The organism is Nioella ostreopsis, from assembly GCF_004000255.1.
Taxonomy (GTDB): domain Bacteria; phylum Pseudomonadota; class Alphaproteobacteria; order Rhodobacterales; family Rhodobacteraceae; genus Nioella; species Nioella ostreopsis.
This window is the reverse complement of record NZ_RCIQ01000011.1, coordinates 96,565-122,125: the sequence shown is the minus strand read 5'-3', so window position 1 is coordinate 122,125 and position 25,561 is coordinate 96,565. Positions and strand designations below refer to the sequence as shown.

Here is a 25,561-nt window from a genome sequence, read left to right as displayed (position 1 = left end):
CGGTTGTTTGTGCGCGCCCCCCGCGCGGCTCACAGTTTCTGCACGGAGGCCCCGCGTGCAGACGCGGTGCGACCGGCATTCCGAAATCAGGGAGGTAAGAATGTCCGATATCGATGGATTGGTGCGGCAATACAAGGCAGGCGGGATCAGCCGCCGCAGCTTCATGACCCGCGCCGCGGCGATGGGTCTTCTGGTGCCAGCGGCGACCGGCATCCTGACGGCGGCAGGTCCCGCCTTCGCGCAGGAACCCCGCCGCGGCGGCTGGCTGCGCATCGCGCAGGGCAATACCGACGACACGCTTGAACCGGTGCGGATGACCGACACAGCGGACGGGATCTACGGCAACTGCGTCTACCAGCGCCTGACCCGCCTGCTGCCCGATCTCGAAGTCGAGGGCGACGCGGCCGAGGAATGGAGCGTCAACGACGGTGCCACCCACTGGACCTTCAGCCTGCGCGCGGGCCTGACCTTCCACAACGGTCAGGACGTGACGGCCGAGGACGTGGTCGAAAGCCTGATGCGCCATGTGGTGGAAGGATCGGAATCGCCGGCCAAGGCGCTCTTGTCCACGGTGGAAAGCATCGAGGCAGTCGATGCCTCGACCGTGCGCATCGTGCTGAACTCGGGCAATGCCGACCTGCCGGTGATCCTGTCGGATTACCACCTGGCGATCCATCCCGCAGGCTTCACCGATTTCGACCGCGCCATCGGCTCGGGCCCGTTCAAGGTGATGGAATTCGTGCCCGGCGAACGCGTGGTGTTCGAGCGATTCGAGAACTATTACGAGGACGGCAAGCCCTATCTCGACGGGATCGATTTCATCCCGGTTCCGGACGCAAATGCCGAGCTGAGCGCGCTGCTGTCAGGGGATGTGGACCTGATCTATGCGGTGGTGCCCTTTGCTGTGGAGCAGCTGCAGACGAACGCGAACGTCACGCTGCACAACACGCCCACGGGCGCCTTCACCAACATGGTGATGATGTGCGACCGGGCGCCGACGGACAATCTGGACTTCCGTCTCGGCGTCAAGCACGCGCTCGACCGGGAACTGGTGCTGAGCCAGGTCTTCCGCGGCATCGGCACGATTTCCGCCGATACGCCGATCGGGCCGACCTATCGCTACTGGTGCCCCGATGTGCAGCCCGCCGAATACGATCCTGACCGCGCACGCTTCCACTTCGAGCGGGCGGGCGTGACGGCCTTCGACCTTTACACCTCGGAAACGGCGGGCAACTCGGCCAATGACATCGCGCTGACCTTCCAGCAGTCGGCGGCAGGCGCGGCGGATGTGAACGTGATCCGCACGCCGTCGGACGGCTACTGGTCGCACACCTGGATGCAGCAGCCGATGACCATGTCGGGCTGGAACGCGCGGCCCACGGTCGACGCCTTCCTGACCATCGCCCACATGTCGGGCGGCAGCTGGAACGAAACCGCCTGGGGATCCGAAGCCTTCGACCAGATGATCATCGCCGCCCGGGCCGAGCTGAACGAGGACGTGCGCCGCCAGATGTATTGCGACATGCAGCACATGCTGAACGACGAGGGCGGTTTGGTGAACCCGGTGTTCCAGAACTCGCTGGAAGCGACGGCGGCCAACGTGCAGGGCTACACGCCGCACCCGGTCGGATCGGTGTCGGGCTTCGGTGAAGGCCTGCGCAATGTCTGGCTGAGCTGAGCCATCCTCCCTGTCGGCGGCCCCAGTCCGGGGCCGCGTGATACTCTCGCCGCCGGAGACCGGAGAACCGGGACCGGCGGCCCTTTCCCCATGCCCATTCCCCCGAGACCGGAGACGCCATGTTCTCGATCACCCCGTCTTCCCGCCTGCGCCCCTCGCCCTTCTACGCGGCGACCGTGGCCGAGGGCGCCTGCGCCATGACCAGCTACAACCGGATGCTGCTGCCGACCTCTTACGGCGATCCCGAGGCGGAATACTGGCGCATCATCAATGGGGTTTCGATGTGGGATGTGGCGGTGCAGCGGCAGGTGCAACTGCGCGGCCCCGACGCGGGGCGGCTGGCGCAGATCCTGGCCCCGCGCGACCTGAGCAAATGCAAGGTCGAGCAGGGCAAGTACGTGGCTCTGTGCAACCATGACGGGGTGCTGATCAACGACCCGGTTCTGCTGAAACTGGACGAGGACCGCTATTGGCTGTCGATTGCCGACAGCAATATCTGGTTCTGGGCCGAAGCCGTGGCGCGCGAGCGCGGGCTCGATGTGGAAATCAGCGAACCCGACGTCTCGCCCCTTGCCGTGCAGGGACCACTTGCGGAAACCGTGGTTGCGGACATCTGCGGCGACTGGGTGCGCGATCTGAAATACTTCTGGTTCCGCGAAACCGAGATCAACGGCATTCCGGTGACCGTCGCCCGCTCGGGCTGGTCCAAGCAGGGCGGGTTCGAGCTCTACCTCATGGATGGCAGCCGCGGCACGGAGCTTTGGAACATCGTCAAGGAAGCGGGCCAGCCCCATGGCATCGGCCCCGGCAACCCGAACTGGGTGGAGCGGGTCGAAAGTGGGCTTCTGTCCTATGGCGGCGACACCGATGACCGGACCAACCCGTTCGAGGTGCGGATGGGCAAATATGTCGATCTCGACGTGCCCGACGACACCATCGGCATCGCCGCGCTGCGCCGGATCGCGGCGGAGGGGCCGAAGCGGCACCAGTTGGGCGTGATGCTCGATGGCGGCGCCCCCGCCAAGGCGGATTTCTTCTGGCGCGACGTGGAACAGGAGGGCGCGAAGATCGGCGTATTGACCGCCTGCGCATGGTCCTGGCGGATGCAGCGCAACATCGGGCTCGCCCTCGTCTCGGTTTCGGCGCGCCCGGGCGACCCGGTTGTCGTGCGGCGGCCCGATGGCGACCTTACCGGTAAACTGTGCGAACTGCCGTTCCTCTGACCGGGTGCGGCCCTGTCTGACGGCCTTAACCTGAGGCGCGGTCGGGTCCTGGTGAGCGTCGTGACAAAGACCAGCGACCTTGATGGCAGTGCTGTCCGTCAGCAGGCGCAGTGGGGCGTTGGCGCCATGACAGAGGCTGATGACGGCGAGGGGTTCTGGCATCGGGAAGAATCCTGCCTGCACGCCGTGCCTGCCTCTGCTGTCCTGTTCAGAGCCCGGCGAATACCGTTGCATGAAGCGGCAGGAACGCCGCGCCCACATGGGCGGCATCCCCGGAAATCCGGCTTTCGCGTAGCACCGGGTTGGGCGTGCCATGTCCGTCCATCGCGCCGTCGCAGGCCCGCAACAGCGCCTGCCGCAACGCCGACGGTGCCTCGCCCCCAAAGCAGATCGCGCCGGGATCCACGATGGCCTTGAGCGCCCGGATCATCAGCCGCAGCTGTGGCGCCACCTCGCGCACCCAGTCGTCGACGCCGGGCCAGGCCGGATCGAACCCGGCCACCATGTCCGAGACCGTGTCGAAGACCATGCCCCTGCCGCGCAGCCGTTTCAGCAATTCTTCCAGCGCGGGGCGAGAGCGGGCTTCCTCGGGGGCGAAGAGCGTGGAGAGTTCGCCTGCGTTTCCACGGTCTCCGATCAGCGCATGCCCGTCGACGAATACGCCCCCACCGAAGCCGTAGTCGAAGGAGAGATAGATCAGGCTCTTTTCCGCATCTCCGCTGGACATGTAATGCTCGGCAATTGCGCTTGCGGTAGAGTTGTTCTCGGCAAAGCATGCCATGCCGAAGCGGTCGCCAAAGACCTCGGTCAGAGGCAGACCTCGCCAGAGGTTCAAGGGTTCGGGCGGTTGAAAGCAATCGCTGCGCCCTGAACGCCAACCCTGCATTCCGACCCCCATGCCGATCAGGGTGCGCGAGGACAGCAGATCGGATCTCCAACTGTCCAACTGCCGCTCCAGCCTGTCCATCAGGCTTTCCGGGTCGCCCGGAATGGCGTCGATGACGATGTCTCTGAGAGGCTGACCTGCCAGGTCCAGAAGGCACAGGCCAACCCGTTCCGTCGTGATCGACACACCGAGCGAGGCATATTGCGATGCGTCGAGGCACACGGTCGGGCTGGGTTTGCCACAGCCGCGGATCTGCGGATCTCCGAATCGCACCAACCCTTGGTCGGACAGTTTTTCGAGAAGCCTGTGAACCGACTGCTGCGACAGCGGCGTCAGGTCGCTGAGATCCGATCGCGGCAACGGGCCCTGACGGAACAGCGCAGACAGGAGCATGCGCTCGCTTTCGCTGAGGGTCAGGGCTGCAATTGGAGGGGTTTCGACGGTCATGATCCAGGGGCTGGAGGGGCGCTTTGAATGAAAATCCACACTCAGGCGCGCTGCTGCAAGGAAAATTACACTTAACAGGTCATATTATTTTCACATACAGTGGGTAAAAATGTGCCGACTCGTGGGAGGGGAGGTCCGCATGACCGCAATTCGAATCCAGGGATTGACCAAGACGTTCGACGGCTTCACGGCCCTGTCGGATATCGACCTCGACGTTGCCCCGGGTGAATTCGTGACGCTGCTTGGTCCCTCGGGCTGTGGCAAGACCACGCTTCTGAAGGTGATTTCCGGCTTTCTGGAGCCGACCGAGGGCAAGATTTTCATCGAGGGCAGCGACGTCACCGCGATCCCGCCCGAGCGGCGCGACACCGCCCTGTGCTTCCAGTCCTACGCCCTCTTCCCGCATCTGACCGTGCGCCAGAACCTCGAATTCGGGCTGCGCCAGAAGAAGCTTCCCCGATCCGACCGGGACGAGCGGGTGAAGGATGTTTCGCAGAAACTGGACCTCGCGGCGCAGATGGACAAGCTGCCCAACCAGCTTTCGGGCGGGCAACAGCAGCGGGTGTCCCTTGGCCGCGCGTTGGTGATGCGGCCCAAGGTCATCCTGTTCGACGAACCTCTGTCCAATCTCGACGCCAAGCTGCGCGACCAGGTGCGGATCGAGATCCGCCGCATCCAGCGCGACTACGGATTGACGGCGATCTATGTCACCCACGACCAGTCCGAAGCGCTGGCCATGTCCGACCGGGTCGTCCTGCTGAACAGTGGCCGGATCGAGCAGGTGGACACGCCGGAAACCCTGTATCACCGCCCCCGAACGCGCTTCGCCGCTGATTTCATCGGAAATTCAAACGTCTTCACGGGGCAGGTGCTTGGCGAGGACAGCCCCGGCCGCTGGAACATCGAAACCCCTGCGGGCATCTTCACCTGCGCCCTCGAAGATGCGCCGCACGGCAAGGAGGTCGCCCTGTGCTGGCGCCCGGAACATGCCGTCATCGGGGAAACCGGGATCGAGGCCCGCGTCCTGAACCGGGCTTTCCAGGGCCATTTCACCGATCTCGCCTGCGCCGCTGGAAATGGAGAGTTTCGCGTGCAGGCGCTTGAGACCACCGCCCGCGAAGGCGACGTGATCCGCATTCATGTTCCCCCCGACCGCATCCGGTTGCTGGAGGACAGGCCATGACCCTGCGCCGATGGCTGACGGTTATCCTGCTGCTCCTTCCGGGGCTCGGGTTGATCCTCGGGCTGATCGGCACCGTGGTCTGGATCGCGATCGCGCAGAGCTTCGGGCTCTACGGGTTGAATGGCGAGGACCAGTTCACCCTGCAATACTGGGCCGAGGTGACCGACCGGCGCGTTTTCGCCCGCTCGATCCGCTACTCCTTCTACGTCGGCACCGTCAGTGCGATCCTGTCGGTTGCGCTGGCCTATCCGCTGGCAATCTGGCTGCGCAAACCCTTCACCGGGTCTATGACGATCGGCGCGATCCTGAAGGCGCCGATGCTGGTGCACGGGCTTGTCGCGGCCTTCCTGTTCATCAACGTCATCGCCTATCACGGCATCCTGAATCAGGCGATGCAGGCGCTTGGCATTTGGGACGAGCCGCGCCGCCTGCAGAACGACAGCAACGCCATCGGCGTCCTGATCCTGCAGGTCTGGAAAAACATGCCCTTTGCCTTGCTGCTGCTGACTGGGGCGGTGCAGGGCATTTCCGACGATGTGCTGGACGCGGCGCGCGATCTGGGCGCCGGGGCCTGGGACCGGTTCCGCAAGGTGATCGCGCCCCTGTCGATTTCCGCGATGCAGGCGGCGATGGTGATCATCTTCATCGGGGCCATGGCCGATTTCAGTTTTCAGGTCATCGCGGGCCCGACCAACCGTCAATCCATGTCGCAGCTCATGGTGTTCTTCAAGGACAGGGGCGACTGGCATTCGGCGGCGGTTGTCGGGGTCACGCTGATGGGGCTGGCCATGCTGGGGGCCTCCGCGCTCGCCTTCCTGGCCCGGCTCGTGATGAAAGGCCGGTCCAGATGACGCGCGAACAGCTGAACAAGGCCCTGCTGATCCTTCTGCTGGTGATCTGCACCATCTGGCTGGTCATCCCCTTCGGCATGGCGATCCTGTGGTCCCTTGTCGACCCGTCCGAACCCTGGACCGCCGACCGCCTCCTGCCCCCCGCCATGTCCTTCTGGCGCTGGCGCGACATGTGGGAGAACTCCTCGCTTCAGGTTGCGATGGCGACCTCCTACACGCTAGCCCCGCTGGCGGCGCTTCTGTCGCTGGCACTGGCGACCCCCACGGCCTATGCGCTCGGCCGTATCGCATTTCCGGGCCGGGAACTGGCCAAGCTGTTGTGCCTGCTGCCCCTGGTCGTGCCGGGCTTCGTGACCGCGATCTTCTTCACCTCGCTTCTGTTCCAGCTTGGCCTGCACACGTGGCGGTTCGGCGCGATCCTCTTTGCGCATGCGGTTCTGGCGCTGCCCTACGCGATCCGCATCATGACCGTCAGCTTCGAACAGGTTCGCCAGGACCATATCGACGCGGCCCGCGATCTGGGGGCCACGCCGCTGGCGCGGTTCCGCGTGGCCTTCCTGCCTGCGCTGCGCCCGGGCATTTTCGCGACGCTGCTGATCGTCTTCATCCAGTCCATCGAGGAATTCGCGATCGCGTTCATCCTCGGCAGTCCGGATGTGGTGACGATCCCGACGTTGTTGTTTTCCGCCCTCGGCCAGGACTATGTCCGCCCCAATGCCGCGGTGCTGTCGCTGATCCTCGTCGTCCCGAACGTGATCCTCATGCTGATCCTGGAACGACTGCTCAAATCCGCCAACCCGACGCTCGCTTCTGGCAAGGGATGACGGGGATGCCAACCACCACGAAAGGGAGAACCACATGCTGAAATCCATCTTCACCGCCACGGCCGCGCTCGCTCTGAGCACCGCCATGTCGAATGCCCAGGACCTGTCGGCCATGTCCTGGGACGAGATCGTCGCCCAGGCCCAGGAAGAAGGGGAGCTGACCTGGTATGTCTGGTATCTGCAGGACGACCTGCGCCGCGCCGTGCAGGCCTTCGAAGAGGAATACGGGATCGACGTGACCATCCCCGAGGGCACGAACGCCAGCAACGCCGACAAGCTGCTGGCCGAGCGTGACCGCGAAACCGGCGATATCGACGTGTTCGCCTGGGGCTATGACAGCTTCGCCAACGTGACGCTGGACGAGTTGTTCATGCCGCTGACCATGCTGCCCGAGGATGCAGGGCGCGTCAGCAGCCTGGCAGGTGTCGATGGTGGCGACCACGTGCTCGCCTTCTGGGGCAACCAGAGCGGCATTGCCTATGATCCGGCCCATGTCGATGCCGAGAACCTGCCGCAAACGCCCGAGGACTTCGCCGCGTTCTGGCAGGCGAACCCGGGCCGCTTCGGCTTCAACTACGAAAACGGCGGTTCGGGCCCGTCCTATTACCAGAACATGCTGCGTGCCATGACCGGGGTCGATTTCTCGGATGGGGAAGTCACGGACGACCGGATCGCGGCGCTGGAGCCGGGCTTCGACTTCTTCAACGAACACGCCGAACACTACGTCATCACCGCAGGCAACGCCGACAGCATCATCCGTGTGTCCGATGGCGAACTGTGGATGGTTCCGGCCTGGGAAGATCATCTTGCAGGCCTGCAGAACCGGGGCGAAGTGCGCGATGACATCGCCTTCTACATCCCCGAGATGGGCATGAACGGCGGCGGCAACGGGGTGGCGATCCCGCTCAACGCACCGCACCCGGCGGCGGCATTGGTGTTCATGAACTGGCTGACCTCTGCCGAGACGCAGACCATGTTCAACAGCACCTTCGGCACGGCGCCGATGAACACCGCGGCCGACGACAGTGCCGCTCTCGTCCCCAACGAACAGCGGGCCTTCTCGACCGTCTGGGGCGCCCAGCCGTTCCGTGGCGCCGTCGAAGAAGCCTTCATCGACGCTGTCATCCTCGAAAGATAAGCGCTATCTGGGGCGGCGGCGGAGTGATCCTGCCGCCGCCCTTTCCCGACATTCAGCAACGATAAAAACATGAGCGCCGATACATGACCCACCTCAGCAGGCCCAATCCGCGCATCGCCCGCGACGAGGTTCTCGCCCGGCTGACCGGTCTGTCCGGGGCCGCTGCGCCCCAGTCCATCACCGCCCCGGGACAGGGCGGCAAGTTCACCCCTGACGGCGAGGTGCTTCACCATCCCGGCAACACCTTCCTGTGCCACGTTCCGACGGACTCTCCCCTTTTCGCCGGGCTCTGCGCCGTTCAGGACGGGCTGATCGGATCCCCCTTCGCCGACAGCATGGTGTTTCTGCCGCGCGAGAGTTTTCACATGACGGTGTTCTGCGGGATCAGCGGCGCACCCCTTGGCGTCGATGGATGGCCGGCGGGGCTTGGCAGGGATGCCGATTTCGAAGCCATCAACGATGTCTTTCGCGAGCGGTTGAGAGACTTTCACCTCGATGGCCCGTTGCAGGTGAAGGCAATCGGGGTCAATGGCCCCAACAGCATCTCGATGGAGCCTGACGGAACCGCCGAGAAAGCCCGATTGCGGGGACTGAGGGACAGGCTGCGCGATCTGACCGGCCTGCCCAGAGAGGATCACGAAACCTACCGTTTCCACATCTCGCTGGCCTACATGCTGCGCTTTCTGCCCGCTGAAGAAGCGGCTGCGCTCGTTTCCCTGTCCGAGGATCTCTTTGCGCGCCACCTGGCCTCGGTCGGGCCGATCGCGTTCGCGAGCGTGGAGTTTTGCCGGTTCGAGACCATGTTTCGCTTCGATCCGATCTGCATCATCAACCAAGCAGTTTGTGGCTGACAGATTCCCCGTCGCAGGACAAAACTGACGCGGTGGAGGCCCCACCTGTTGGGCTGACTGCAGGATTTCATGAGCAAGAGATGCTCACTCCGCCTCTCGCAGGTCGATCTCTGATAGGGTTGCGAAACTGATGGGCAGGATTGGTGGGCGGATCGAGTGGATGCCGATTTCAGCTGGCGCGGATCCACTGTCCGCTGCGATCAGGGCCGAATCGTGGAGGGGCAGCTTCTGCGCCCCACGGCACCGGGTCTGGGTCTGACGCTGACGCCCGAGATGGAAGCGCGCTATCCCTTCGATGAAACGGCGGTCTATTCCTGTGCGCTGATCGACTTCGGCCCGCCGCCCGACAGCTACTGGGCGCGCGAGACGGGTGTGCAGGGCGCATGATCGGCAAGCACTACATCGCCGGGCAATGGACCGGCAGCGACAAGAGCTTTCTGTCCGCCCCGGTGCGTGGTCAGGCGCAGGAGTTCAGCGTCGGTATGCCCGATCTGGTCGAGATCGCCTGCAGCGCTGCCGAGGCCGCGTTCGAGACCTATGCGCGCACCACCGCCGACGCGCGCGCCGAATTTCTCAACACCATCGCCGATGAGATCGCAAAAGGATGGGCCGCCTCGCTGACCAAGGGAACCGGGCCGTTCTGCACAAATCCAGGCGTGGCGGTCTTGCCGGCCGGAGCGGATGCCTCGGCCTTTGCCGAAGCGGTGGTGAAGGCCTTGTCGCAAGGGATGAAAGAGGGGCAGTCTTCGCCCAACGGATGGGTATCACAGATCGGCCTGCCAGATTTCCCTGTCAAAGCTCTGGCCGAAACGGTGCCAGCCGGGATCGGTTTTGATGATTTGGAACCCATGGGCGCGGTAGAGGGCGCGGGCGGCGATGAGGCAGCTATAGGTTTCGAGCCGGATCCGAGAGAAGCCCTGGGCGCGGGCATGGTCAAGGGCGGTCTGCACAAGGTGATGGCCAAGGCCCTTGCCGCGGGCGGCGGGGTCCAGCAGGACGAAGTTGAGGAAGGCCGCGCCGTCGCGGTTCGAGACGGCGATGGAGCCGATCCGCTGGCCGCTTGCTTCGGCGATCCAGAGGCGTTTTGACGGATCCTCATGGGCAAGGAAGGCGTCCAGCTTGTCCGCTATACTGTCGCCAAAATCGGGGGCAAAACCGAACTCTGCGCCATAGAGCACTCGGTGTCGGTCGATGAGCCAGTCGCGGTCGGAAGGTGCGAAGGCGCGCAGGATCATCCCTGCCGGTCCAGCCGCGCCTCGATCGCCTTCAGCCGTTCCAGCACCTCGTCACGATAGGTTTCCGTCAGGGCGGTTTCCTCTTCGGAATGGGCGTCCTGCATGGAGTTCACGATAAGGCCGACCAGCAGGTTCACCACCGCGAAGGTAGTGATCATGATGAAGGGCACGAAGAAGGCCCAGGCAAAGGGGTAGACCTCCAGCACAGGGCGCACGATGCCCATGGACCAGCTTTCCAGCGTCATGATCTGGAAAAGCGTATAGAGAGACCGGCCGAGATCGCCGAACCAGTCGGGGAAGCTTGCGCCGAACAGCTTGGTCGCCATGACCGCGCCGATATAGAAGATGATCCCCATCAGCAGAAACACGCTGCCCATGCCGGGAAGCGCGCGGACGAAGCCTTCGACCACCCGGCGCAGGCGTGGTGCGACCGAGATCACGCGAAGAACCCGCAGGATGCGAAGCGAGCGCAGGACCGAGAGACCCTGACCACCAGGCACAAGCGCGATGCCGATGATGACCGCGTCGAAGAGATTCCAGCCCGAGCGGAAGAAGCGGCTGCCATAGGCGATCAGCTTGGCGGTGAGCTCGACGACGAAGATCGCAAGGCAGATGCGGTCAAGCGCGGTGATAAGCGCGCCCGCCCGGGCCATGGCCTCATCTGATGTTTCCAGCCCCAGGATCACCGCATTGAACACGATCACGCCAATGATCGTGTTGCGCACCAGCGCCGTTTCCAACCGGGTTTCAAGCCAGTGCCGCATTCGATACCTCCCGTGTTCGGGCTTACATATGTGCGCGGGTGAAGCTTGCGACAAGCTCCACATGGGGGCTCCAGCGGAACTGGTCGACCACTTGCACCCAGTTGAGGCAGTAGCCCGCGTCGGTGAGCGTTTTGGCGTCACGGGCGAAGGTGACGGGGTTGCAGGACACGAAGCCGATCTTTGCGGGACCTGCTGCTGCCAGTTCCTGAACCTGCGCCTCGGCACCTGCGCGGGGCGGGTCGATGATCGCGGCATCATAGGGGGCCAGATCGTCGCCCATCAGGGGGCGGCGGAAGAGATCGCGCACTTCGCCCGTGACCTTCTTGATGCCGGTGGCGTGGCGCATGCCGTGATCGAGCGCCGCGATCATGGCGCGGTCGCCCTCGACGGCATGGACAGGCGCGCGGGCGGCCAGCGGAAAGGTGAAGGTGCCGGAGCCTGAGAAGAGGTCGACGATGTGTTTGGCGCCTTGGGTGGCCTCTAGCATGGCGGCGACGAGGGTGGCTTCGCCATCTGGCGTGGCTTGCAGGAAGGCACCGGGAGGCGGGGTGACGGCGACGGTGCCGAAGTGCTGAACCGGGGGCGTTTCGGTAAAGACGGTGTCATCGTCCCATGTCAGCCGCGCGAAGTGCTGGATGAACTGCGGCAGCGCCATGCGCAGGGCTTCGTCCAGCGGTTTGCCTCCGGTCACCGCGCAGTCGATGCCTGCGTCAGAGCGGGTCAGCGCGAAGGACAGCGTGGCGCTACGGGAACCGCCTATCCGGGTGATCTGTTCCAGCGCGGGCAGCAAGGCCATCAGATCGGGGTGCAGGACGTGGCAATCGGTGATCGGTACGATGGTGTCGGACCGGCGGGCGTGAAAGCCCACAAGCGCGCCTTTCTTGGTGCGGGTGCCCGCAAGCGTGGCGCGGCGGCGGCTGCGCGGGGGCGAGATGTGGATGGGGCGGAAATCAGCCGTCAGTCCCTGCGCGGCGAGGGCGGTTTCGACGACCTGGCTTTTCCAGTTTGCAAGGAAGCTGTCAGAGGCATGTTGCAGAGAACAACCACCGCATTGGCGAAAATGCGAACAGGGCGCCTTCACCCGGTCGGGGGACGGGGTGAGGATGCGGGGGGCGTCCATGCGGCCATCATGAACGTCGCCCTCGACGGTTTCGCCGGGCAGGGTCAGGGGGACCAGCACATGGCCCTCGGCAATGCCGTCGCCCCTGTGGCCCAGTCTTTGAATCGTGATTTCCATGGGCAGCGCATAGCGCGGTTTCGGCCCGGCGGGAAGCGGTTATGGTTTCGGGATCGCAGGGCTGAAGGCGTAGCCCTCGGGGCTGAGGATCGTGCCTTCGCGCAGCCCGTGGGGTTTGTCGGCGGGCTGTTCCAGAACCATGTGACCGGCGGCCTCTGCCTTTGCAACGGCGGTATCCGGGTCAACCCCGAAGAGGTAGAGCTGCAGGCCCGCCCCGCGCGGCGGGGTCTCGGGGACGAGGCCAAGCAGTGGATGCGCGCCATAGGTGCCGTCGGCGTGAAGCTGCATCATCATCTGCCCGTGGCGGATGATGGCGAAATCGTCGGACAGGCGGTGAACGGTCAGGTCAAAGATCTTTTCCAGGAAGCCCGCCAGCGCGCGCACATCTGGGGACAGCAGGTTGACGCCGATGCCGGTCAGGCTGCGGCCGAAGTCCTCTGCCGGGACGGTTTCAAGATCCATGGGCACACCTCGCTTACTCGGCGGCTTCCTGAATCCCGATAAAGCCGCCCGACTGACGGTTCCAATAGCGCGCATAGAGACCGCCCGCGTCAAGCAGCGCGTCATGAGAGCCCTCTTCCACGACACGGCCTTCATCCAGCACGATGATCCGGTCCATCTGGGCGATGGTGGACAGGCGGTGCGCGATGGCGATGACGGTCTTGCCCTCCATCACCTCGCCAAGCGTGTCCTGAATGGCGGCCTCGACCTCTGAATCGAGCGCGCTTGTGGCCTCGTCCAGTACCAGCACCGGGGCGTTTTTCAGAAAGGCACGGGCCAGCGCGATGCGTTGACGCTGACCACCTGACAGTTTGACGCCGCGTTCGCCAAGATAGGCGTCATAGCCCTTGCGGCCCATATGGTCCTGCAAGCCCAGAATGAACTCATGCGCTTCGGCCCGCTTGGCGGCATCCACCATCTCTTCTTCGGTCGCGCCGGGGCGGCCATAGAGGATGTTGTCGCGGGCCGAGCGGTTGAACATCGCGGTTTCCTGCGTGACCATGGCGATCTGGCGGCGCAGGCTTTCCTGTGTCAGGTCGCGCACGTCGCATTCATCCAGCAGAACCCGGCCCTCTTCGGCGTCGTATAGGCGCAGCAGCAGGGCGACCAGCGTGGATTTGCCCGCGCCCGACGCGCCGACGATCCCCAGTTTCTCGCCCGGTCGCACGTCCAGCGACAGGCCCGTCACCCCCCCGGTCTGCCGCCCATAGGCGAAGCTGACATCGTCGAACCGAATGTGGCCCTTGGCGCGTTCCACCTCCAAAGCATTGTCGCGGTCGGTCAGGGTGTGGGCAGGCGAGAGCGTGTTCATCCCATCCTCGACCTCGCCGACATTGGAATAGATCGCCATCAGCACGAAACTGACCCAGCCGGTCATCTGCGCGATTCGGATCGACACGGCGCCGGTGGCGGCAATGTCACCGGTGCTGGCAATGCCGTGGGTCCACAGCCAGACGGTGCCGCCAATGAGGATCACCGGCAGCGCACCCGCGACGGTCATCAGGGCCAGCCGGAAACTGGCCGAGATGCGGCCAAAGCCGATCGCTTTCTGGCGAAACTTCTCCATCGCGTTCAGGGCCGAGCGGTCCTCGAACGCGTGATGGGCGAAAAGCTTGACGGTCTTGATATTGGTGATCGTGTCGACGACCTGCCCCGATACCGCCGCCCGCGCCCCGGCCCGCGATTTGGACAGCGTGCGCACGCGGGGCAGGAAAAAGCTGATGGTCGTGAAATAGGCAATCAGCCAGACAAACAGCGCCAGCGCCATGCGCGCGTCGATGGTGACCAGCAACAGCAGCGAGCCGATCAGGGACGCCAGCGCGAAGGCCACGACGTTCACGAATTCCGTCACCACATTGGTCACGGCGCTGGCAGTCTGCATCTGTTTCTGCGCGATGCGGCCTGCGAAATCGTCATCGAAGAAGGTGACCGACTGGCCAAGCGTGTGGCGGTTCAGCCGTTGCAGCACCAGCACGTTGACGGCGGGGCCAACCACGAGCGTGCTGGCGGCAGAAGACGCAGCGAAGGCCAGCGGGCGCAGGATGAGGAAGAAGGCGATCCCGGCCAGCAGGATGTGCCAGTGCGTCTGGATCATCGTGGCGGGGTCGGCGGTGCTGGCGGCATCGACGACAAGGCCCAGAACCACGGCGGAGCCGACCTCGAACAGTCCCGCAAGGCCCGACACCAGCGCCGCGCCGATCAGCACCGGCCACGCGCCTTTAAGGCACCAGTTGAAGAAGGCCAGCAGCCGGTTCGGCGGCGGGCCATCAGCAGGGCGGAAGGCGTCGATCAGGTTGGCGAGGCGGTTCATCATTCGGCGGCGTCCTCTGTCCCGATGAACCCGCCCGACTGGCGCGCCCAGAACCCGGCATATAGGCCGTTTTGCGCCAAAAGCTCTGCATGTGTACCGTTTTCGACAATGCGGCCATCATCCAGCACGACGATCCGATCCATATGGGCGATGGTCGACAACCGGTGCGCGATGGCGATCACGGTCTTGCCCTCCATCACGCCGTAAAGCGTATCCTGAATGGCGGCCTCAACCTCCGAGTCCAGCGCGCTGGTGGCCTCGTCCAGCACCAGAATGGGCGCGTCTTTCAGGATCACGCGGGCGAGCGACACGCGCTGACGCTGGCCGCCCGACAGCTTCACGCCGCGTTCACCCACATGGGCGTCATAGCCTTTGCGGCCCTGCGGGTCCTCCAGATCGAGGATGAACTCATGCGCCTCGGCTCGCCGGGCGGCCTGCAACATGTCCGCTTCGCTGGCATCGGGGCGGCCATAGAGGATGTTGTCGCGCACGGATCGGTGCAGGAGCGAGCTGTCCTGCTGGACCATGCCGATATGGCTGCGCAGGCTGTCCTGCGTCACCTGGGTGATGTCCTGCCCGTCGATCAGAACCTGCCCGCCTTCGGGGTCATAGAAGCGGAGCAGCAGCTTGACGAGGGTCGATTTCCCCGCGCCGGAGCGGCCAATCAAGCCCACCTTTTCGCCCGGGCGGATGGTCAGCGTCACGTCCTGCAACCCGCCGGAACCACGCCCGTAATGGTGGCGCAGCGCGTCCAGCCGCACCTCTCCACGCGTCAGGGTCAGCGGTTTCGCGCCCGGCGCATCGGTGAGGGTGATGGGCTGCGCAATGGTTTCCATGCCCTCTGACACGACACCGAGCGAGCGGAAGAAGGTGGACAGCGCCCACATGATCCAGCCGGTCATGGCGTTCAGGCGCAGGGTCAGCGCGGTGGCCGCCGCGACGATGCCCACCGATGCCGTGCCCAGCATCCACAGCCACACGGCCCACCCCACCACGGCCACCACGAGGAAACCGTTCAGCGCCGTCAGCATCACGTCCATCATCGTGTAGATGCGCATTTCAGCAGCGAAGGTGCGGCGGGTGTGCTCGATTGCCTCTTTCGCGTAGCTGATTTCGCTGTCGTGATGGGCGAACAGCTTGACCGAGTGGATGTTGGTGTAGCTATCGACGACGCGACCGGTGGTCATGGACCGTGCGTCCGAGCTGGCCTTGGAGGCCGGGCCCACGCGCTTCATCGTCCAGCGCACCAGAACCCCATAGAGCACGAACCAGACCAGCAGCGGAATGACCAGCCGCAGGTCGGCCTCGGCCAGCAGAAAGGCCGCGCCGACCAGATAGGCCAGCGAAAAGGTGATCGCGTCGAAGACCTGAAAGACGGCATCGCCAGCGGCGGGCGGGGCCTGCATGATGCGGTTTGCGATGCGGCCTGCAAAATCGTTCTCGAACCAGCCCACGGATTGGCGCAGCACATGGCGATGCGCCCGCCAGCGGATGAGCGTGCCGAAATTGACAAGGATGCCGTTGTTCAGCAGCGCTACGTCCAGCCCGTGCAGGATGGGGCGCAGGAACAGGATGAACAGCGCCACAGCCAGAAGTTCCCAGCCATTTTCCGCGATGAACTGCGCCGGGTCCGCGCCTGTCAGCAGGTCAACAAGGCGGCCCATGTAGGAAATCAGCCAGATCTCCATCACCGCCACGACGACCGACATGATCGCGGTGATCAGGAAGAGCCGCTTGAAGGGCTGCGAATAGTCCCACAGGAAAGGCCACAGCTTTCTCGGCGGGCTGTCCTGTTCAGGATAGTCCGTGTAGGGATCGACCAGGTTTTCAAAGAAACGAAACATCGAACGTCGCTGGAAATGGTCCTGTTGGGGGCAGATATAGCCCGGTGGTTACAGGAAGACCATGATGGCAGAGGCGGCCAGGGCTGCAGCCATGCACAGTCGGAACACCGTCCACGCACGGGGGGTGGTCAGCAGCAGGGCGAGAAGCGAGCCTGCGAAGCTCCAGAACAAACAGACAAATAGGTTGATGCCCGAGAATGCGGTGGCAAGGCGCTGTGCTTCGCCCGCGGGGCTGAGGCCGATGCCGTAGCCCGCCGCGGCAGCCAGGGCCACGGCCCAGATCTTGGGGTTTACCCACTGAAACAGGACCGCTTGCCAGAAGGTAAAGGGCCGTTCCCCCGCCTTGCCGCCCGACAGGTCGCCCGCCCGCATCAGGGCGTAGGCCATCCACAGGATCCAGCCCGCCGCGATGAGCTTCAGGGTGAAGGTCAATGCGGGCTGCGCCAAGAGCAGTGCACCGATGCCAAGCCCCATCAGCGCCGCGATGACGCCAACGCCGACCGCCACGCCGAACACATGCGGCAGCGTCGCGCGAAAGCCGAAGCGCGCGCCCGAGGCGGTGAGAAGAATCACGTTCGGTCCGGGAGAGAAAAGCCCGGCGAAGACGAAAGCGTAGAGCGGGTCCAAGGGGTTGGTCCTGATTGGTGTCGCGCGACAGGACGTCAGCGCGCGCGGGCTGTCAAGGCAAGAGCTCGGCGCGGGTGAGGGTAAAGCCGGACGCGATCCAGCGCGTCTCGATTTCCCTCAGTCGGTCACCCAAAGCAGGGCCTTTCAGGCCGATGGCCATCAGGTCGGCGGGGGTCACGGGCAGTTTCAATCCGTCAGCGGCCTGTGCGGCCTCCAGTTCCGATTGGGCGAGCGGCAGCTCCAGCAGGGCCACGCGCAAGAGCAGCACGTCGCGGGCGGTCTCGACCCCTTCGCGGAAGCCCAGTTCCCCCGCGCCCATCATCGAGCCAACGGCATCGCGCAGCAGCTGCACCCGCCGCGCGTCGGCTTTGGACAGGCGCAGCGCGTCGCCGGGGGTGTCGCCGCCAATCGCCGCAAGCCGGCGGCAATGGTCGGGGGGAACGCCCAGATCGGCCTCTGCATGGATCAGGATTGGCAGCGGTTTCGCATCGGCCCCCGGCAGGGCATGGCGCAGGATCCCCGCCTGCGCCATGGCGGCGACGGCCGGGGCGGGATCGTCGGCGCGCAGAAGCTTGCGCATCTCGTGCCCGATCCGTTCGCGCGACAGCCGGTCGATGCCATCGGCCATTTCGGCGCAAGCCGCGAGGCCATCGGCATCGAATCCGGCGGTCTGGTCAGCGTAAAGCGCGTGAAAGCGGAAGAACCGCAGGATGCGCAGGTAATCCTCGCGGATGCGGTCATGCGGGTCGCCAATGAACCTCAGCCGCCGGGCCCGCAAATCCGCCACGCCGGTGCCGAGGGGGTCGATCACCCGCCCGCCCGCATCCGCATAAAGCGCGTTCATGGTGAAATCGCGCCGCATCGCGTCTTCCTCCACCCGGTCAGCAAAGGCGATCACCGCGCGGCGGCCATCGGTTTCCACGTCTCGGCGGAAAGTTGTGACTTCGTGCGGCAGGCAATCGGCGATCACGGTCACAGTGCCGTGGTCGATGCCCGTGGGCACCGCCTTCAGCCCGTTCGCCTCGGCGATCTGCATCACTCGTTCGGGGCGCGCATCGGTGGAAATGTCGATATCGTCCGTGGGCAGGCCAAGCAGCCCGTTCCTGACACAGCCCCCGACGAAGAGCGCGTGAAACCCCTCTGCCTCCAGCGCTTTGCAGAGCGCCTGTGTGCCGGGGTGATGCAGCCAGTCGGTGTCGAGGATCATGACGTCACCCGGTCGGCCAGCCCTTTCAGCATTCGCGCGGTCGCGCCCCAGATGTAATAGGGGCCGTAGGGGGCGACATAATAGGATCGCCAGACCCCGCGCCAGCGGCGGCGTTCGGTGCGGAAACTGGCCGGGTTCAGGAGGAAGGGAAGAGGGACCGAGAAGACCTCCGCCACTTCGCCCGCCTCGGGCACCGGGGTGAAGGGCGCGCGGATGCGGCCAACGAAGGGGGTGACGGTGTAGCTGGTGACTGTTTCATGGGGGGACAGTTCGCCCAGGATCTCCACATTCGACGGGTCGAGCCCGATCTCCTCCTGGCTTTCGCGCAGCGCGGCGGCCCTGGCATCGGCGTCGGTATCGTCGATGCGCCCGCCGGGAAAGGCGATCTGGCCGGGGTGATGTTTCAGCCGCGCCGAGCGCATGGTCAGGATCACCCGCGCCCCCCGGTCGGTCTCAATGATCGGCATCAGAACGGCGGCGGGCTTCAGTTTGCGCCCCTCTGGCAACACGATGCCGGGGTTCAGGTCATAATCCGACGAGGCCGGGGCAGCCCCGGCCAACGCGCGGCTTATGCGGGCCAGATCAGATATCGGACCCATCCGGGTTCTTCACGGCCTGAAACCCAAGCGTCAGCGGGTCAAGGTCGTAGTGGGCACCGCAGAACTGGCAATCAGCGGTCACGCGGCCATCGTCCTTGGTCATGTAGGCGATATCCTTGGCCGAGTAGATCGACAGGCTCTCGCGCACGCGGGCTTCCGAACAGGTGCAGCCAAAAGAGACGGGCATCGCATCGAAGACCCGGGGCGCTTCCTCATGGAACAGGCGCAACAGCAGATCGGTGGGAGAGACGGAGGGGCCCACAAGCTCCAGCTCTTCGACGGTATCCAGCAAGATATTCGCGCGGTTCCAGTTTTCGCTGTCGTCATCGTCCAGCAGGTCGGTGGCAGCCAACAGGCCATCCTCGCCGGAACCGCCCTCGCCGGTTGCATGGGGGCTGGCCTTGGGCATGTGTTGCAGCATCACGCCGCCAGCGCGCCAGCCGCCTCGGCCACCGGGTTCCGTGCTGTGGCCATAGGACAGCGAAAAACGCGTCGGCAGCTGTTCGGACTGGGCGAAATAGGCCTCGGCGCAGGCCGCCAAGGAGCCGCCCGCGATCGGTGTGATGCCCTGATAGGGGGTGTTGCCCTGGCCCTGGTCGATCAGGATCGCGAAATAGCCCTTGCCGATCTGCGCGAACGGGTCGGCGCCCTCGACATACCGTTCCTGATCGTAGGAGGCATAGGCGCGGATCTGCGCCTTGTCGCCCTCTTTTGCGGGGGCATAGATGTCGGTTGCCAGAATCCGCAGGGGGCCGTCGCCGCGCACCTGCAGGGACAGCTTCCAGCGCAGCTTGATCGTCTGGCCGATAAGGGCCGTCAGCAGCGCCATCTCGGCCAGCATCGCCTCGATCCCGCGCGGGTAGTTATGCTGCGACAGGATCTGGTCCATCGTGCCATCCAGCCGGGCGACCCGCCCGCGAATATCGGAACGGTCGAGCTGAAACGGCAGGACGGTGTCGTCCCATGCGATCTTGGTGCTGAGGGTCATTGTCTTTCCTTCCGCCACGTGGGCTGGCATACCGCGCCCATATATGCGGAACAACCGCCTTGCCAACCCATAAGCCGTCTTTGGCATGCTCGGAGAGCCTTCATGAACCGACGTTTTGGCCAGCAACCCGACCCGGCCCGCCGCTATATTCCCCGGCGCGGGGTCTATGCGGCGATCCTGACGGGCGATGGGATTCTGGCGACGTTTCAAGAGAAACCACTGGCGGAGCTGCAACTGCCCGGCGGCGGCATCGACCCCGGCGAATCGCCCCTGGCGGCGCTGCATCGCGAGGTGTTTGAGGAAACCGGCTATCGCATTCATTCCCCCCGTCGGTTGGGGATGTTTCACCGTTTCACCTATATGCCGGATTACGACATCTGGGCGCAGAAGCTGTGCACGATCTATGTCGCCCGGCTCGGGTCCCGGCTGGCAGACCCGACGGAGCCGCATCATACGCCTGTGTTCCTGCCATGGGACGAGGCGGAAACCATGTTGGGCGTTGATGGGGACCGGTTTTTCGTGTCGCGTCTGCGCGCATCACTCAGGGTGTGAAGCTCAGGCAGATCGCTGACACGTCGTCGTCGAAATCGGGACGGTTTGAATAGGCCTCCAGCTCTTTCACAAGTTTCGGCAGGAAACGATCTGCGGGGGCGTTCGCGTGGCGGGTCACAAGCTCTGCCAACCCGTCTTCTCCCAGATAGCCGCCAGCAGGGTTGGAGCATTCGGTGAATCCATCAGAATGCAGCAGCAGCCTGTCGCCTGGGTTCAGCTGAAACTCAACCGTATCGAAACGCGCGCCGGGCAGAAGGCCAATGGGCATCCCACCTTCGCCGACCCAGTCAACCTGGCCGCCCGAGCGCAGAATCGCGGGGTGCGGATGGCCCGCCTGAACCATGCGCGTTCTCCCGGTTTCAAGATCCACATCGGCCAGGCAGAGGGTGAAATAAAGATCGGTCTCCACCTCCTCGAACATCATCTGGTTCAGCTTGCGGGCCACGTCATCAGGTGGCAGGGCGACCCAATCGCCGCCTCTTGCCTGCACCAGGGCCACGTTCTGTTCCGGCGCGGCAGTGCCAAGCAGCCCGGCCATACGCGCGGCCAGCAGCGCCGAGGTCACCCCGTGGCCCGACACATCGAGAGAGAAGATTCCGATCCGGTTGCCGGGGATCGGGAAGAACCCCACAAGATCACCGCCCACATGGCCGCTGGACCGCAGCAGCAGCGCGACGGACCCGTTCTGAATGGGGCGGAAGGTTTCACGCACCAGCGATTCCTGCAACCGCTTGGCCTCGACCAGGTCACGGTCAAGCGCGTCGTAAAGCGTTTGGAGTTCCGCCAGCGTGCTGCTGATCTTGCGATTCTGGCGGACCAGTTCGCCCTGCATGGCGACGATCCGTTCCCCCGCCCTGATCCGGGCGCGCAGTTCATGGGGATTGACGGGTTTGGTGACGAAATCATCGGCCCCCGCCTCCAGCCCCAGAACAATTTCAGACTTCTCGGATTTGGAGGTCAGCAGGATGACATAGCCATAGCTTTCCCGGTCCATCCGACGGAAGGCACGGCAGAAGTCCGGGCCGGACATGCCGGGCATCATCCAATCGGTCAGGATGATCGGGACATTGTCGCGTGACAGGATGTCGAGTGCCTGTTCGGGGCTTTCGCAGACCGTGACTGGATGTCCCCATTTGCGCAGCAGGGTTGCCAGAAGGCGACGCTGTGCGGGACTGTTTTCCAGCACCAGAACGGGCGACAGGCCGGGTGCCATTGCGCTGGCCGTGGTCCTTTCAGTCATCAATGCAGCGTTGTCCGGCACCTGCCACCTCTTGCCTGTGAATCCGGTCATTGGTGACAGCCCCGGGTTAAGGGCAGGTGAACCGTAAAATGCTGCCTATCTGGCCGGCTTTCCTAATCTCCCGTTAAGGGATCTGGCCTAGGATTTCGGGAAATGAGCAGTGGAAACGGAGGCCGCGGTGATTGATCGAGACCGTCTGGAAGAGCTTCGGCAGGAGATCGGGGAAGAGGATTTTTCCGAAGTGGCGGACATGTTTCTGGATGAGATGGCGGACAGTTTGGCAACGCTCTGCGCCGCGACCGGGCCCTTGGGTCCGGATGTGTTTCATGGTTTGCGCGGCAGTGCCCTCAATCTTGGCTTCACCGACTTCGCCACTGCCTGCACAGATGCGGAAAAGCGGGCCAACGCAGGCCAGTCGGTGGATGTGGCGCATCTGGACAGGCTCTACCAGGAATCGGTGAAAGCCTTTGAAACCGACCTGTCAGCCGACGCGGCTTAGATCAGGAATTCGGACAGTACCTCGTCGTCGGTAATGTCCCGATAGGCGAAACCGCGTTCTTCCATGCGCGCGAACAGCCCGTCAAAATCCGAGGCATCGCGCGATTCGATCCCGATCAGGACCGACCCGAAATTGCGCGCGGATTTCTTGAGATACTCGAATCGGGCGATGTCATCGCCGGGTCCGAGCAGCCCGAGGAAATCCTTCAGTGCGCCGGGGCGCTGCGGCATCCGCAGGATGAAATACTTCTTCACCCCCCTGAACCGCATGGCCCGTTCCTTGACCTCCGGCAACCGCTCGAAATCGAAATTCCCGCCTGAGGTGACGCAGACAACAGTCTGACCGCGCAACGCCGCGCCCAGATCTTTCAGCGCGTCGATGGCCAGCGCGCCCGCCGGTTCCAGAACGATCCCCTCGACATTCAGCATCTCTGAAATCGTCACGCAAATCCGGTTCTCCGGTGCGGCCAGAACGTCGCCCGGATCGGTGGTGGACAGCACCGCAAAGGGGGCCTCTCCGATCCGCGCCACGGCGGCCCCATCGACGAAATTGTTGACTGTTGGCAGCGTCACCGGTGCACCCGCTTTCAGCGCGGCGGCCAGACTGGCCCCGCCCTGCGGTTCCACCAGTTTCACCCGCGTCCCCGCCCGCACGGATTTCAGATAGGAGAGCACACCGGACGACAGCCCGCCGCCGCCCACGGGCAGGATCAGCCGGTCGGGCGCTTCGCCCAGTTGTTCCAGCAGCTCCACCGCGACCGAGGCCTGGCCTTCCATCACATCCGGGTCATCGAAGGGCGACAGGAACACGCCGCCGGTTTCCGCGCAAAACGCCTGCGCGGCGGCCAGCGTTTCGTCGAAATAGTCGCCCACCAGCTTGATCTCGACCGCATCGCCGCCAAAGGCGCGGGTCTTGTCGATCTTCTGGCGCGGCGTGGTGACCGGCATGAAGATCTCTCCCCGCACCCCGAAATGACGGCAGACAAAGGCCACGCCCTGTGCGTGATTGCCCGCGCTGGCGCAGACAAAGAGCGTACGATCCGGGTCTTCGGCCAGCCGCTTGCTCATGGCGTTGAAGGCACCGCGAATCTTGTAGCTGCGCACCGGCGACAGGTCTTCGCGCTTCAGCCAGATATCAGCGCCATAGCGGTCGGACAGGAAGGCATTGCGCAGCAGAGGCGTGGCCGGGAAAAGCGCCCGCATCGCGGCCGTGGCCGTGCGGGCCTTGTCGGCGAAATCACTCATGACGCGGGCCTTTCGAGAAGATCAGGTCAGGGTACGACCTTCGACCTGGGTGCCGTAAAGCGTGGTCATCAGTGACAGGTTCAGCAGCACCTGAAACCAGTACAGGACCGCGCTTGGCACGATGGACAGCGCGCTGTCGCCGAAGATGGCGATCACCAGCTGGTTCAGGATGACCATGGCCAGCGAGATGAAGAACAGCGGCACCAGCATGTGGCTGGCGACGGGCTTGGTGGCCTCCCAGCTTTCGCCGAAGCTCATCTTCTGGCCAAGCGCGGCTGCGGGCAGGATCAGGCCGACACGGGTGATCAACCATGTCAGGCCAAGGGTGAACCCGGTCAACAGAACGAAGGCGATGGCGTTGGACTGAACTACGCTGATGACAATGCCGATCACAATCATGGCTGCGATGCTGACCGCGACCGCAAACAGACCGATCAGAAACGCGCGGCCCAGATAGGACATGATGTAGGGCCCGTGCCAAACCGGCACCACGCCGCGCCCATACTCTTCCAGCAGCACGAAACGGTGCCAGCCGACGGCGGCCCAGCAATATGTGATCACGCTGACCACGACGCCCGCCAGAACGGTCAGGAAGATCACGCCGGGGTTGACGTCGGGCAGTTGCGCCGGATCAACCGTGGGATCGCCGAACGTGGTGTAGGATACGCCCCAGCTCATGAACAATGCCAGCAGAATGGCCGCTGGAAGGAAGGTCGGCACCAGTGTCAGACGCGCCGCCTGCCCGAGATTCCCGAAAACCTGCGCCACGATGTGCCGCAACATCCGATAGCCATAGTCCATACGCTCACACTCCGCTTGTCTTGCTTCCCCCCTGAAAACCCGGTATCGCCGCCCCGGTCAATCGAATTCCCGGAGATACCCCATGTCTGCGCCCAAGAAAGTCGTTCTCGCCTATTCCGGCGGTCTCGATACCTCGATCATCCTCAAGTGGCTGCAGACCGAATATGGCTGCGAAGTGGTGACCTTCACCGCCGATCTGGGCCAGGGCGAAGAACTGGAACCGGCCCGCGAAAAGGCGATCATGCTGGGGATCAAGCCGGAGAACATCTATATCGAGGATGTGCGCGAGGAATTCGTGCGTGATTTCGTCAACCCGATGTTCCGCGCCAATGCGCAGTATGAGGGGCTGTATCTGCTCGGCACCTCCATCGCGCGGCCGCTGATTTCCAAGCGGCTGATCGAGATCGCAGAGGAAACCGGCGCCGATGCCGTCGCCCATGGCGCGACCGGCAAGGGCAATGACCAGGTGCGGTTCGAACTTTCCGCCTATGCTCTGAATCCCGATATCAAGGTGATCGCGCCGTGGCGGGAATGGGATCTGACCAGCCGGACGAAGCTGCTGGACTTCGCCGAGAAGAACCAGATCCCGATCGCCAAGGACAAGCGCGGCGAGGCGCCGTTCAGCGTCGATGCGAACCTTCTGCACACCTCGTCCGAGGGCAAGGTGCTGGAAGATCCGGCCGTTGACGCGCCCGATTACGTCTACCAGCGCACCGTGCATCCCGAGGACGCGCCGAACGAGCCGGAATATGTGGAAATCGGGTTCGAGAAGGGCGATGCCGTGTCCATCAACGGTCAGGCCGTGACCCCCGCCGAGATGCTGACCAAGCTGAATGAATTGGGCGGCAAGCATGGCTGCGGGCGGCTCGATCTCGTGGAAGGCCGCTTCGTCGGCATGAAGTCGCGCGGGATCTACGAAACCCCCGGCGGCACCCTGCTGCTGGAAGCGCACCGCGCCATCGAATCCATCACCATGGATCGCGGCGCGATGCACCTGAAGGACCAGCTGATGCCGCAATATGCGGAGCTGATCTATAACGGCTTCTGGTACAGCCCCGAGCGCGAGATGCTGCAGGCGGCGATTGACAAGAGCCAGGAACATGTGACCGGTACCGTGCGGCTGAAGCTCTACAAAGGGCTCGCCCGCTGCGTGGGCCGCTGGTCCGATCACTCGCTCTACTCCGAAGAGCATGTGACGTTTGAGGACGATGCCGGTGCCTACGACCAGAAGGACGCGCAGGGCTTCATCAAGCTCAACGCGCTGCGCCTGCGCCTCATTGCGATGCGGAACCGGCGGCTGAACGGCTGAACCTCCAGCCACGTCAGCATTGC

Annotated in this window: 26 protein-coding genes; 11 read left to right on the top strand and 15 right to left on the bottom strand. The window is 64.2% G+C overall.

What is annotated here, in order from left to right:
• Positions 1-100: 100 nt before the first annotated feature.
• Positions 101-1,678, top strand: a complete 1,578-nt coding sequence (locus tag EP237_RS12910) for an ABC transporter substrate-binding protein (RefSeq protein ID WP_127561317.1) — start codon at positions 101-103, stop codon at positions 1,676-1,678.
• Between the two features lie 119 nt (positions 1,679-1,797).
• Positions 1,798-2,901, top strand: a complete 1,104-nt coding sequence (locus EP237_RS12905) for a glycine cleavage T C-terminal barrel domain-containing protein (protein WP_127561316.1) — start codon at positions 1,798-1,800, stop codon at positions 2,899-2,901.
• Positions 2,902-3,109: 208 nt separating this feature from the next.
• Here the strand turns inward: EP237_RS12905 and EP237_RS12900 are convergent, their stop codons facing one another.
• Positions 3,110-4,234, bottom strand: coding sequence for an ROK family transcriptional regulator (locus tag EP237_RS12900; RefSeq protein WP_127561315.1), 1,125 nt, complete (start codon positions 4,232-4,234; stop codon positions 3,110-3,112).
• Positions 4,235-4,373: 139 nt separating this feature from the next.
• On the opposite strand from EP237_RS12900, the gene EP237_RS12895 reads away from it, so the two are divergent.
• The 6 genes from EP237_RS12895 to EP237_RS12870 all read left to right on the top strand — a co-directional run bounded on the left by EP237_RS12895 (position 4,374) and on the right by EP237_RS12870 (position 9,468).
• The gene (locus tag EP237_RS12895; RefSeq protein ID WP_127561314.1) at positions 4,374-5,417 is read left to right on the top strand and encodes an ABC transporter ATP-binding protein; all 1,044 of its coding nucleotides are present in this window, start codon (positions 4,374-4,376) and stop codon (positions 5,415-5,417) included.
• Positions 5,414-6,268: an ABC transporter permease gene (locus EP237_RS12890; RefSeq protein WP_127561313.1), complete on the top strand. Its 855-nt coding sequence runs from the start codon at positions 5,414-5,416 to the stop codon at positions 6,266-6,268. Before EP237_RS12895 ends, EP237_RS12890 begins: the two co-directional genes overlap by 4 nt.
• Positions 6,265-7,092 (top strand): ABC transporter permease, encoded by an 828-nt coding sequence (locus EP237_RS12885; protein ID WP_127561312.1) that lies wholly within the window; start codon positions 6,265-6,267, stop codon positions 7,090-7,092. Before EP237_RS12890 ends, EP237_RS12885 begins: the two co-directional genes overlap by 4 nt.
• Before the next feature lie 34 nt (positions 7,093-7,126).
• The gene (locus tag EP237_RS12880) at positions 7,127-8,230 is read left to right on the top strand and encodes an extracellular solute-binding protein (protein ID WP_127561311.1); all 1,104 of its coding nucleotides are present in this window, start codon (positions 7,127-7,129) and stop codon (positions 8,228-8,230) included.
• A gap of 83 nt (positions 8,231-8,313) precedes the next feature.
• Positions 8,314-9,081, top strand: a complete 768-nt coding sequence (locus tag EP237_RS12875) for a DUF1868 domain-containing protein (protein WP_127561310.1) — start codon at positions 8,314-8,316, stop codon at positions 9,079-9,081.
• A gap of 156 nt (positions 9,082-9,237) precedes the next feature.
• The gene (locus EP237_RS12870) at positions 9,238-9,468 is read left to right on the top strand and encodes a hypothetical protein (protein ID WP_127561309.1); all 231 of its coding nucleotides are present in this window, start codon (positions 9,238-9,240) and stop codon (positions 9,466-9,468) included.
• 148 nt (positions 9,469-9,616) lie between these two features.
• Here the strand turns inward: EP237_RS12870 and EP237_RS23830 are convergent, their stop codons facing one another.
• From EP237_RS23830 to hslO, 11 genes are read right to left on the bottom strand one after another with little or no spacing between them, the layout of a single operon-like run.
• Complete coding sequence (locus EP237_RS23830) at positions 9,617-9,835, bottom strand: hypothetical protein (RefSeq protein ID WP_127561308.1); 219 nt, start codon at positions 9,833-9,835, stop codon at positions 9,617-9,619.
• 10 nt (positions 9,836-9,845) lie between these two features.
• Positions 9,846-10,316 carry a GNAT family N-acetyltransferase gene (locus EP237_RS23825; protein ID WP_127561307.1) on the bottom strand — a complete coding sequence of 157 codons (471 nt, stop codon included), beginning with the start codon at positions 10,314-10,316 and terminating at the stop codon, positions 9,846-9,848.
• Positions 10,313-11,080, bottom strand: coding sequence for an ion transporter (locus EP237_RS12855; RefSeq protein WP_127561306.1), 768 nt, complete (start codon positions 11,078-11,080; stop codon positions 10,313-10,315). Before EP237_RS12855 ends, EP237_RS23825 begins: the two co-directional genes overlap by 4 nt.
• A 22-nt stretch (positions 11,081-11,102) precedes the next feature.
• On the bottom strand, positions 11,103-12,317 hold the full coding sequence (locus EP237_RS12850; protein ID WP_127561305.1) for a class I SAM-dependent RNA methyltransferase: 1,215 nt from the start codon (positions 12,315-12,317) through the stop codon (positions 11,103-11,105).
• A gap of 39 nt (positions 12,318-12,356) precedes the next feature.
• Positions 12,357-12,779, bottom strand: a complete 423-nt coding sequence (locus EP237_RS12845; RefSeq protein WP_127561304.1) for a VOC family protein — start codon at positions 12,777-12,779, stop codon at positions 12,357-12,359.
• A gap of 13 nt (positions 12,780-12,792) precedes the next feature.
• Positions 12,793-14,631, bottom strand: a complete 1,839-nt coding sequence (locus EP237_RS12840; RefSeq protein ID WP_127561303.1) for an ABC transporter ATP-binding protein — start codon at positions 14,629-14,631, stop codon at positions 12,793-12,795.
• Entirely contained in the window at positions 14,628-16,472 is a 1,845-nt protein-coding gene (locus EP237_RS12835) for an ABC transporter ATP-binding protein (protein ID WP_127561302.1), read from the bottom strand. The genes EP237_RS12840 and EP237_RS12835 overlap by 4 nt, the downstream gene beginning before the upstream one ends.
• Positions 16,473-16,520: 48 nt before the next feature.
• A complete protein-coding gene (locus EP237_RS12830) occupies positions 16,521-17,099 on the bottom strand; it encodes a LysE family translocator (protein WP_127561301.1) in 579 nt (192 codons plus the stop codon).
• 52 nt (positions 17,100-17,151) lie between these two features.
• Positions 17,152-18,306 carry a CCA tRNA nucleotidyltransferase gene (locus tag EP237_RS12825; RefSeq protein ID WP_127561300.1) on the bottom strand — a complete coding sequence of 385 codons (1,155 nt, stop codon included), beginning with the start codon at positions 18,304-18,306 and terminating at the stop codon, positions 17,152-17,154.
• Positions 18,303-18,905 carry a CoA pyrophosphatase gene (locus EP237_RS12820; protein WP_127561299.1) on the bottom strand — a complete coding sequence of 201 codons (603 nt, stop codon included), beginning with the start codon at positions 18,903-18,905 and terminating at the stop codon, positions 18,303-18,305. Before EP237_RS12820 ends, EP237_RS12825 begins: the two co-directional genes overlap by 4 nt.
• The gene (hslO, locus tag EP237_RS12815; protein ID WP_127561298.1) at positions 18,889-19,893 is read right to left on the bottom strand and encodes an Hsp33 family molecular chaperone HslO; all 1,005 of its coding nucleotides are present in this window, start codon (positions 19,891-19,893) and stop codon (positions 18,889-18,891) included. Before hslO ends, EP237_RS12820 begins: the two co-directional genes overlap by 17 nt.
• A 102-nt stretch (positions 19,894-19,995) precedes the next feature.
• On the opposite strand from hslO, the gene EP237_RS12810 reads away from it, so the two are divergent.
• A complete protein-coding gene (locus EP237_RS12810; protein WP_127561297.1) occupies positions 19,996-20,445 on the top strand; it encodes an NUDIX hydrolase in 450 nt (149 codons plus the stop codon).
• On the opposite strand, the gene EP237_RS12805 is transcribed toward EP237_RS12810, so the two are convergent.
• Positions 20,435-21,736: a PP2C family protein-serine/threonine phosphatase gene (locus EP237_RS12805; RefSeq protein ID WP_240661620.1), complete on the bottom strand. Its 1,302-nt coding sequence runs from the start codon at positions 21,734-21,736 to the stop codon at positions 20,435-20,437. The genes EP237_RS12810 and EP237_RS12805 overlap by 11 nt on opposite strands.
• Positions 21,737-21,863: 127 nt before the next feature.
• Here EP237_RS12805 and EP237_RS12800 point away from each other — a divergent pair, with 127 nt between their 5' ends.
• Positions 21,864-22,184: an Hpt domain-containing protein gene (locus EP237_RS12800; protein WP_127561296.1), complete on the top strand. Its 321-nt coding sequence runs from the start codon at positions 21,864-21,866 to the stop codon at positions 22,182-22,184.
• Here EP237_RS12800 and ilvA read toward each other — a convergent pair.
• Both ilvA and EP237_RS12790 read right to left on the bottom strand, forming a co-directional pair.
• Entirely contained in the window at positions 22,181-23,428 is a 1,248-nt protein-coding gene (ilvA, locus tag EP237_RS12795; protein WP_127561295.1) for a threonine ammonia-lyase IlvA, read from the bottom strand. The two genes, EP237_RS12800 and ilvA, sit on opposite strands and share 4 nt — an antisense overlap.
• Before the next feature lie 21 nt (positions 23,429-23,449).
• Positions 23,450-24,229, bottom strand: a complete 780-nt coding sequence (locus EP237_RS12790; protein WP_127561294.1) for a hypothetical protein — start codon at positions 24,227-24,229, stop codon at positions 23,450-23,452.
• Positions 24,230-24,311: 82 nt separating this feature from the next.
• Between EP237_RS12790 and EP237_RS12785 the strand changes: the two genes are divergently transcribed.
• Positions 24,312-25,538: an argininosuccinate synthase gene (locus tag EP237_RS12785; protein WP_127561293.1), complete on the top strand. Its 1,227-nt coding sequence runs from the start codon at positions 24,312-24,314 to the stop codon at positions 25,536-25,538.
• The last annotated feature ends 23 nt before the right edge of the window (positions 25,539-25,561 follow it).

What these genes read in the sequence shown, in the direction of transcription:
- EP237_RS12910 (WP_127561317.1), top strand. Translation starts at nt 101, where the DNA reads ATGTCCGATATCGATGGATTGGTGCGGCAATACAAGGCAGGCGGGATC.
- EP237_RS12905 (WP_127561316.1), top strand. Translation starts at nt 1,798, where the DNA reads ATGTTCTCGATCACCCCGTCTTCCCGCCTGCGCCCCTCGCCCTTCTAC.
- EP237_RS12900 (WP_127561315.1), bottom strand. Translation starts at nt 4,234, where the DNA reads ATGACCGTCGAAACCCCTCCAATTGCAGCCCTGACCCTCAGCGAAAGC.
- EP237_RS12895 (WP_127561314.1), top strand. Translation starts at nt 4,374, where the DNA reads ATGACCGCAATTCGAATCCAGGGATTGACCAAGACGTTCGACGGCTTC.
- EP237_RS12890 (WP_127561313.1), top strand. Translation starts at nt 5,414, where the DNA reads ATGACCCTGCGCCGATGGCTGACGGTTATCCTGCTGCTCCTTCCGGGG.
- EP237_RS12885 (WP_127561312.1), top strand. Translation starts at nt 6,265, where the DNA reads ATGACGCGCGAACAGCTGAACAAGGCCCTGCTGATCCTTCTGCTGGTG.
- EP237_RS12880 (WP_127561311.1), top strand. Translation starts at nt 7,127, where the DNA reads ATGCTGAAATCCATCTTCACCGCCACGGCCGCGCTCGCTCTGAGCACC.
- EP237_RS12875 (WP_127561310.1), top strand. Translation starts at nt 8,314, where the DNA reads ATGACCCACCTCAGCAGGCCCAATCCGCGCATCGCCCGCGACGAGGTT.
- EP237_RS23825 (WP_127561307.1), bottom strand. Translation starts at nt 10,316, where the DNA reads ATGATCCTGCGCGCCTTCGCACCTTCCGACCGCGACTGGCTCATCGAC.
- EP237_RS12855 (WP_127561306.1), bottom strand. Translation starts at nt 11,080, where the DNA reads ATGCGGCACTGGCTTGAAACCCGGTTGGAAACGGCGCTGGTGCGCAAC.
- EP237_RS12850 (WP_127561305.1), bottom strand. Translation starts at nt 12,317, where the DNA reads ATGGAAATCACGATTCAAAGACTGGGCCACAGGGGCGACGGCATTGCC.
- EP237_RS12845 (WP_127561304.1), bottom strand. Translation starts at nt 12,779, where the DNA reads ATGGATCTTGAAACCGTCCCGGCAGAGGACTTCGGCCGCAGCCTGACC.
- EP237_RS12840 (WP_127561303.1), bottom strand. Translation starts at nt 14,631, where the DNA reads ATGATGAACCGCCTCGCCAACCTGATCGACGCCTTCCGCCCTGCTGAT.
- EP237_RS12835 (WP_127561302.1), bottom strand. Translation starts at nt 16,472, where the DNA reads ATGTTTCGTTTCTTTGAAAACCTGGTCGATCCCTACACGGACTATCCT.
- EP237_RS12825 (WP_127561300.1), bottom strand. Translation starts at nt 18,306, where the DNA reads ATGATCCTCGACACCGACTGGCTGCATCACCCCGGCACACAGGCGCTC.
- EP237_RS12820 (WP_127561299.1), bottom strand. Translation starts at nt 18,905, where the DNA reads ATGGGTCCGATATCTGATCTGGCCCGCATAAGCCGCGCGTTGGCCGGG.
- hslO (WP_127561298.1), bottom strand. Translation starts at nt 19,893, where the DNA reads ATGACCCTCAGCACCAAGATCGCATGGGACGACACCGTCCTGCCGTTT.
- EP237_RS12810 (WP_127561297.1), top strand. Translation starts at nt 19,996, where the DNA reads ATGAACCGACGTTTTGGCCAGCAACCCGACCCGGCCCGCCGCTATATT.
- EP237_RS12805 (WP_240661620.1), bottom strand. Translation starts at nt 21,736, where the DNA reads ATGACCGGATTCACAGGCAAGAGGTGGCAGGTGCCGGACAACGCTGCA.
- ilvA (WP_127561295.1), bottom strand. Translation starts at nt 23,428, where the DNA reads ATGAGTGATTTCGCCGACAAGGCCCGCACGGCCACGGCCGCGATGCGG.
- EP237_RS12790 (WP_127561294.1), bottom strand. Translation starts at nt 24,229, where the DNA reads ATGGACTATGGCTATCGGATGTTGCGGCACATCGTGGCGCAGGTTTTC.
- EP237_RS12785 (WP_127561293.1), top strand. Translation starts at nt 24,312, where the DNA reads ATGTCTGCGCCCAAGAAAGTCGTTCTCGCCTATTCCGGCGGTCTCGAT.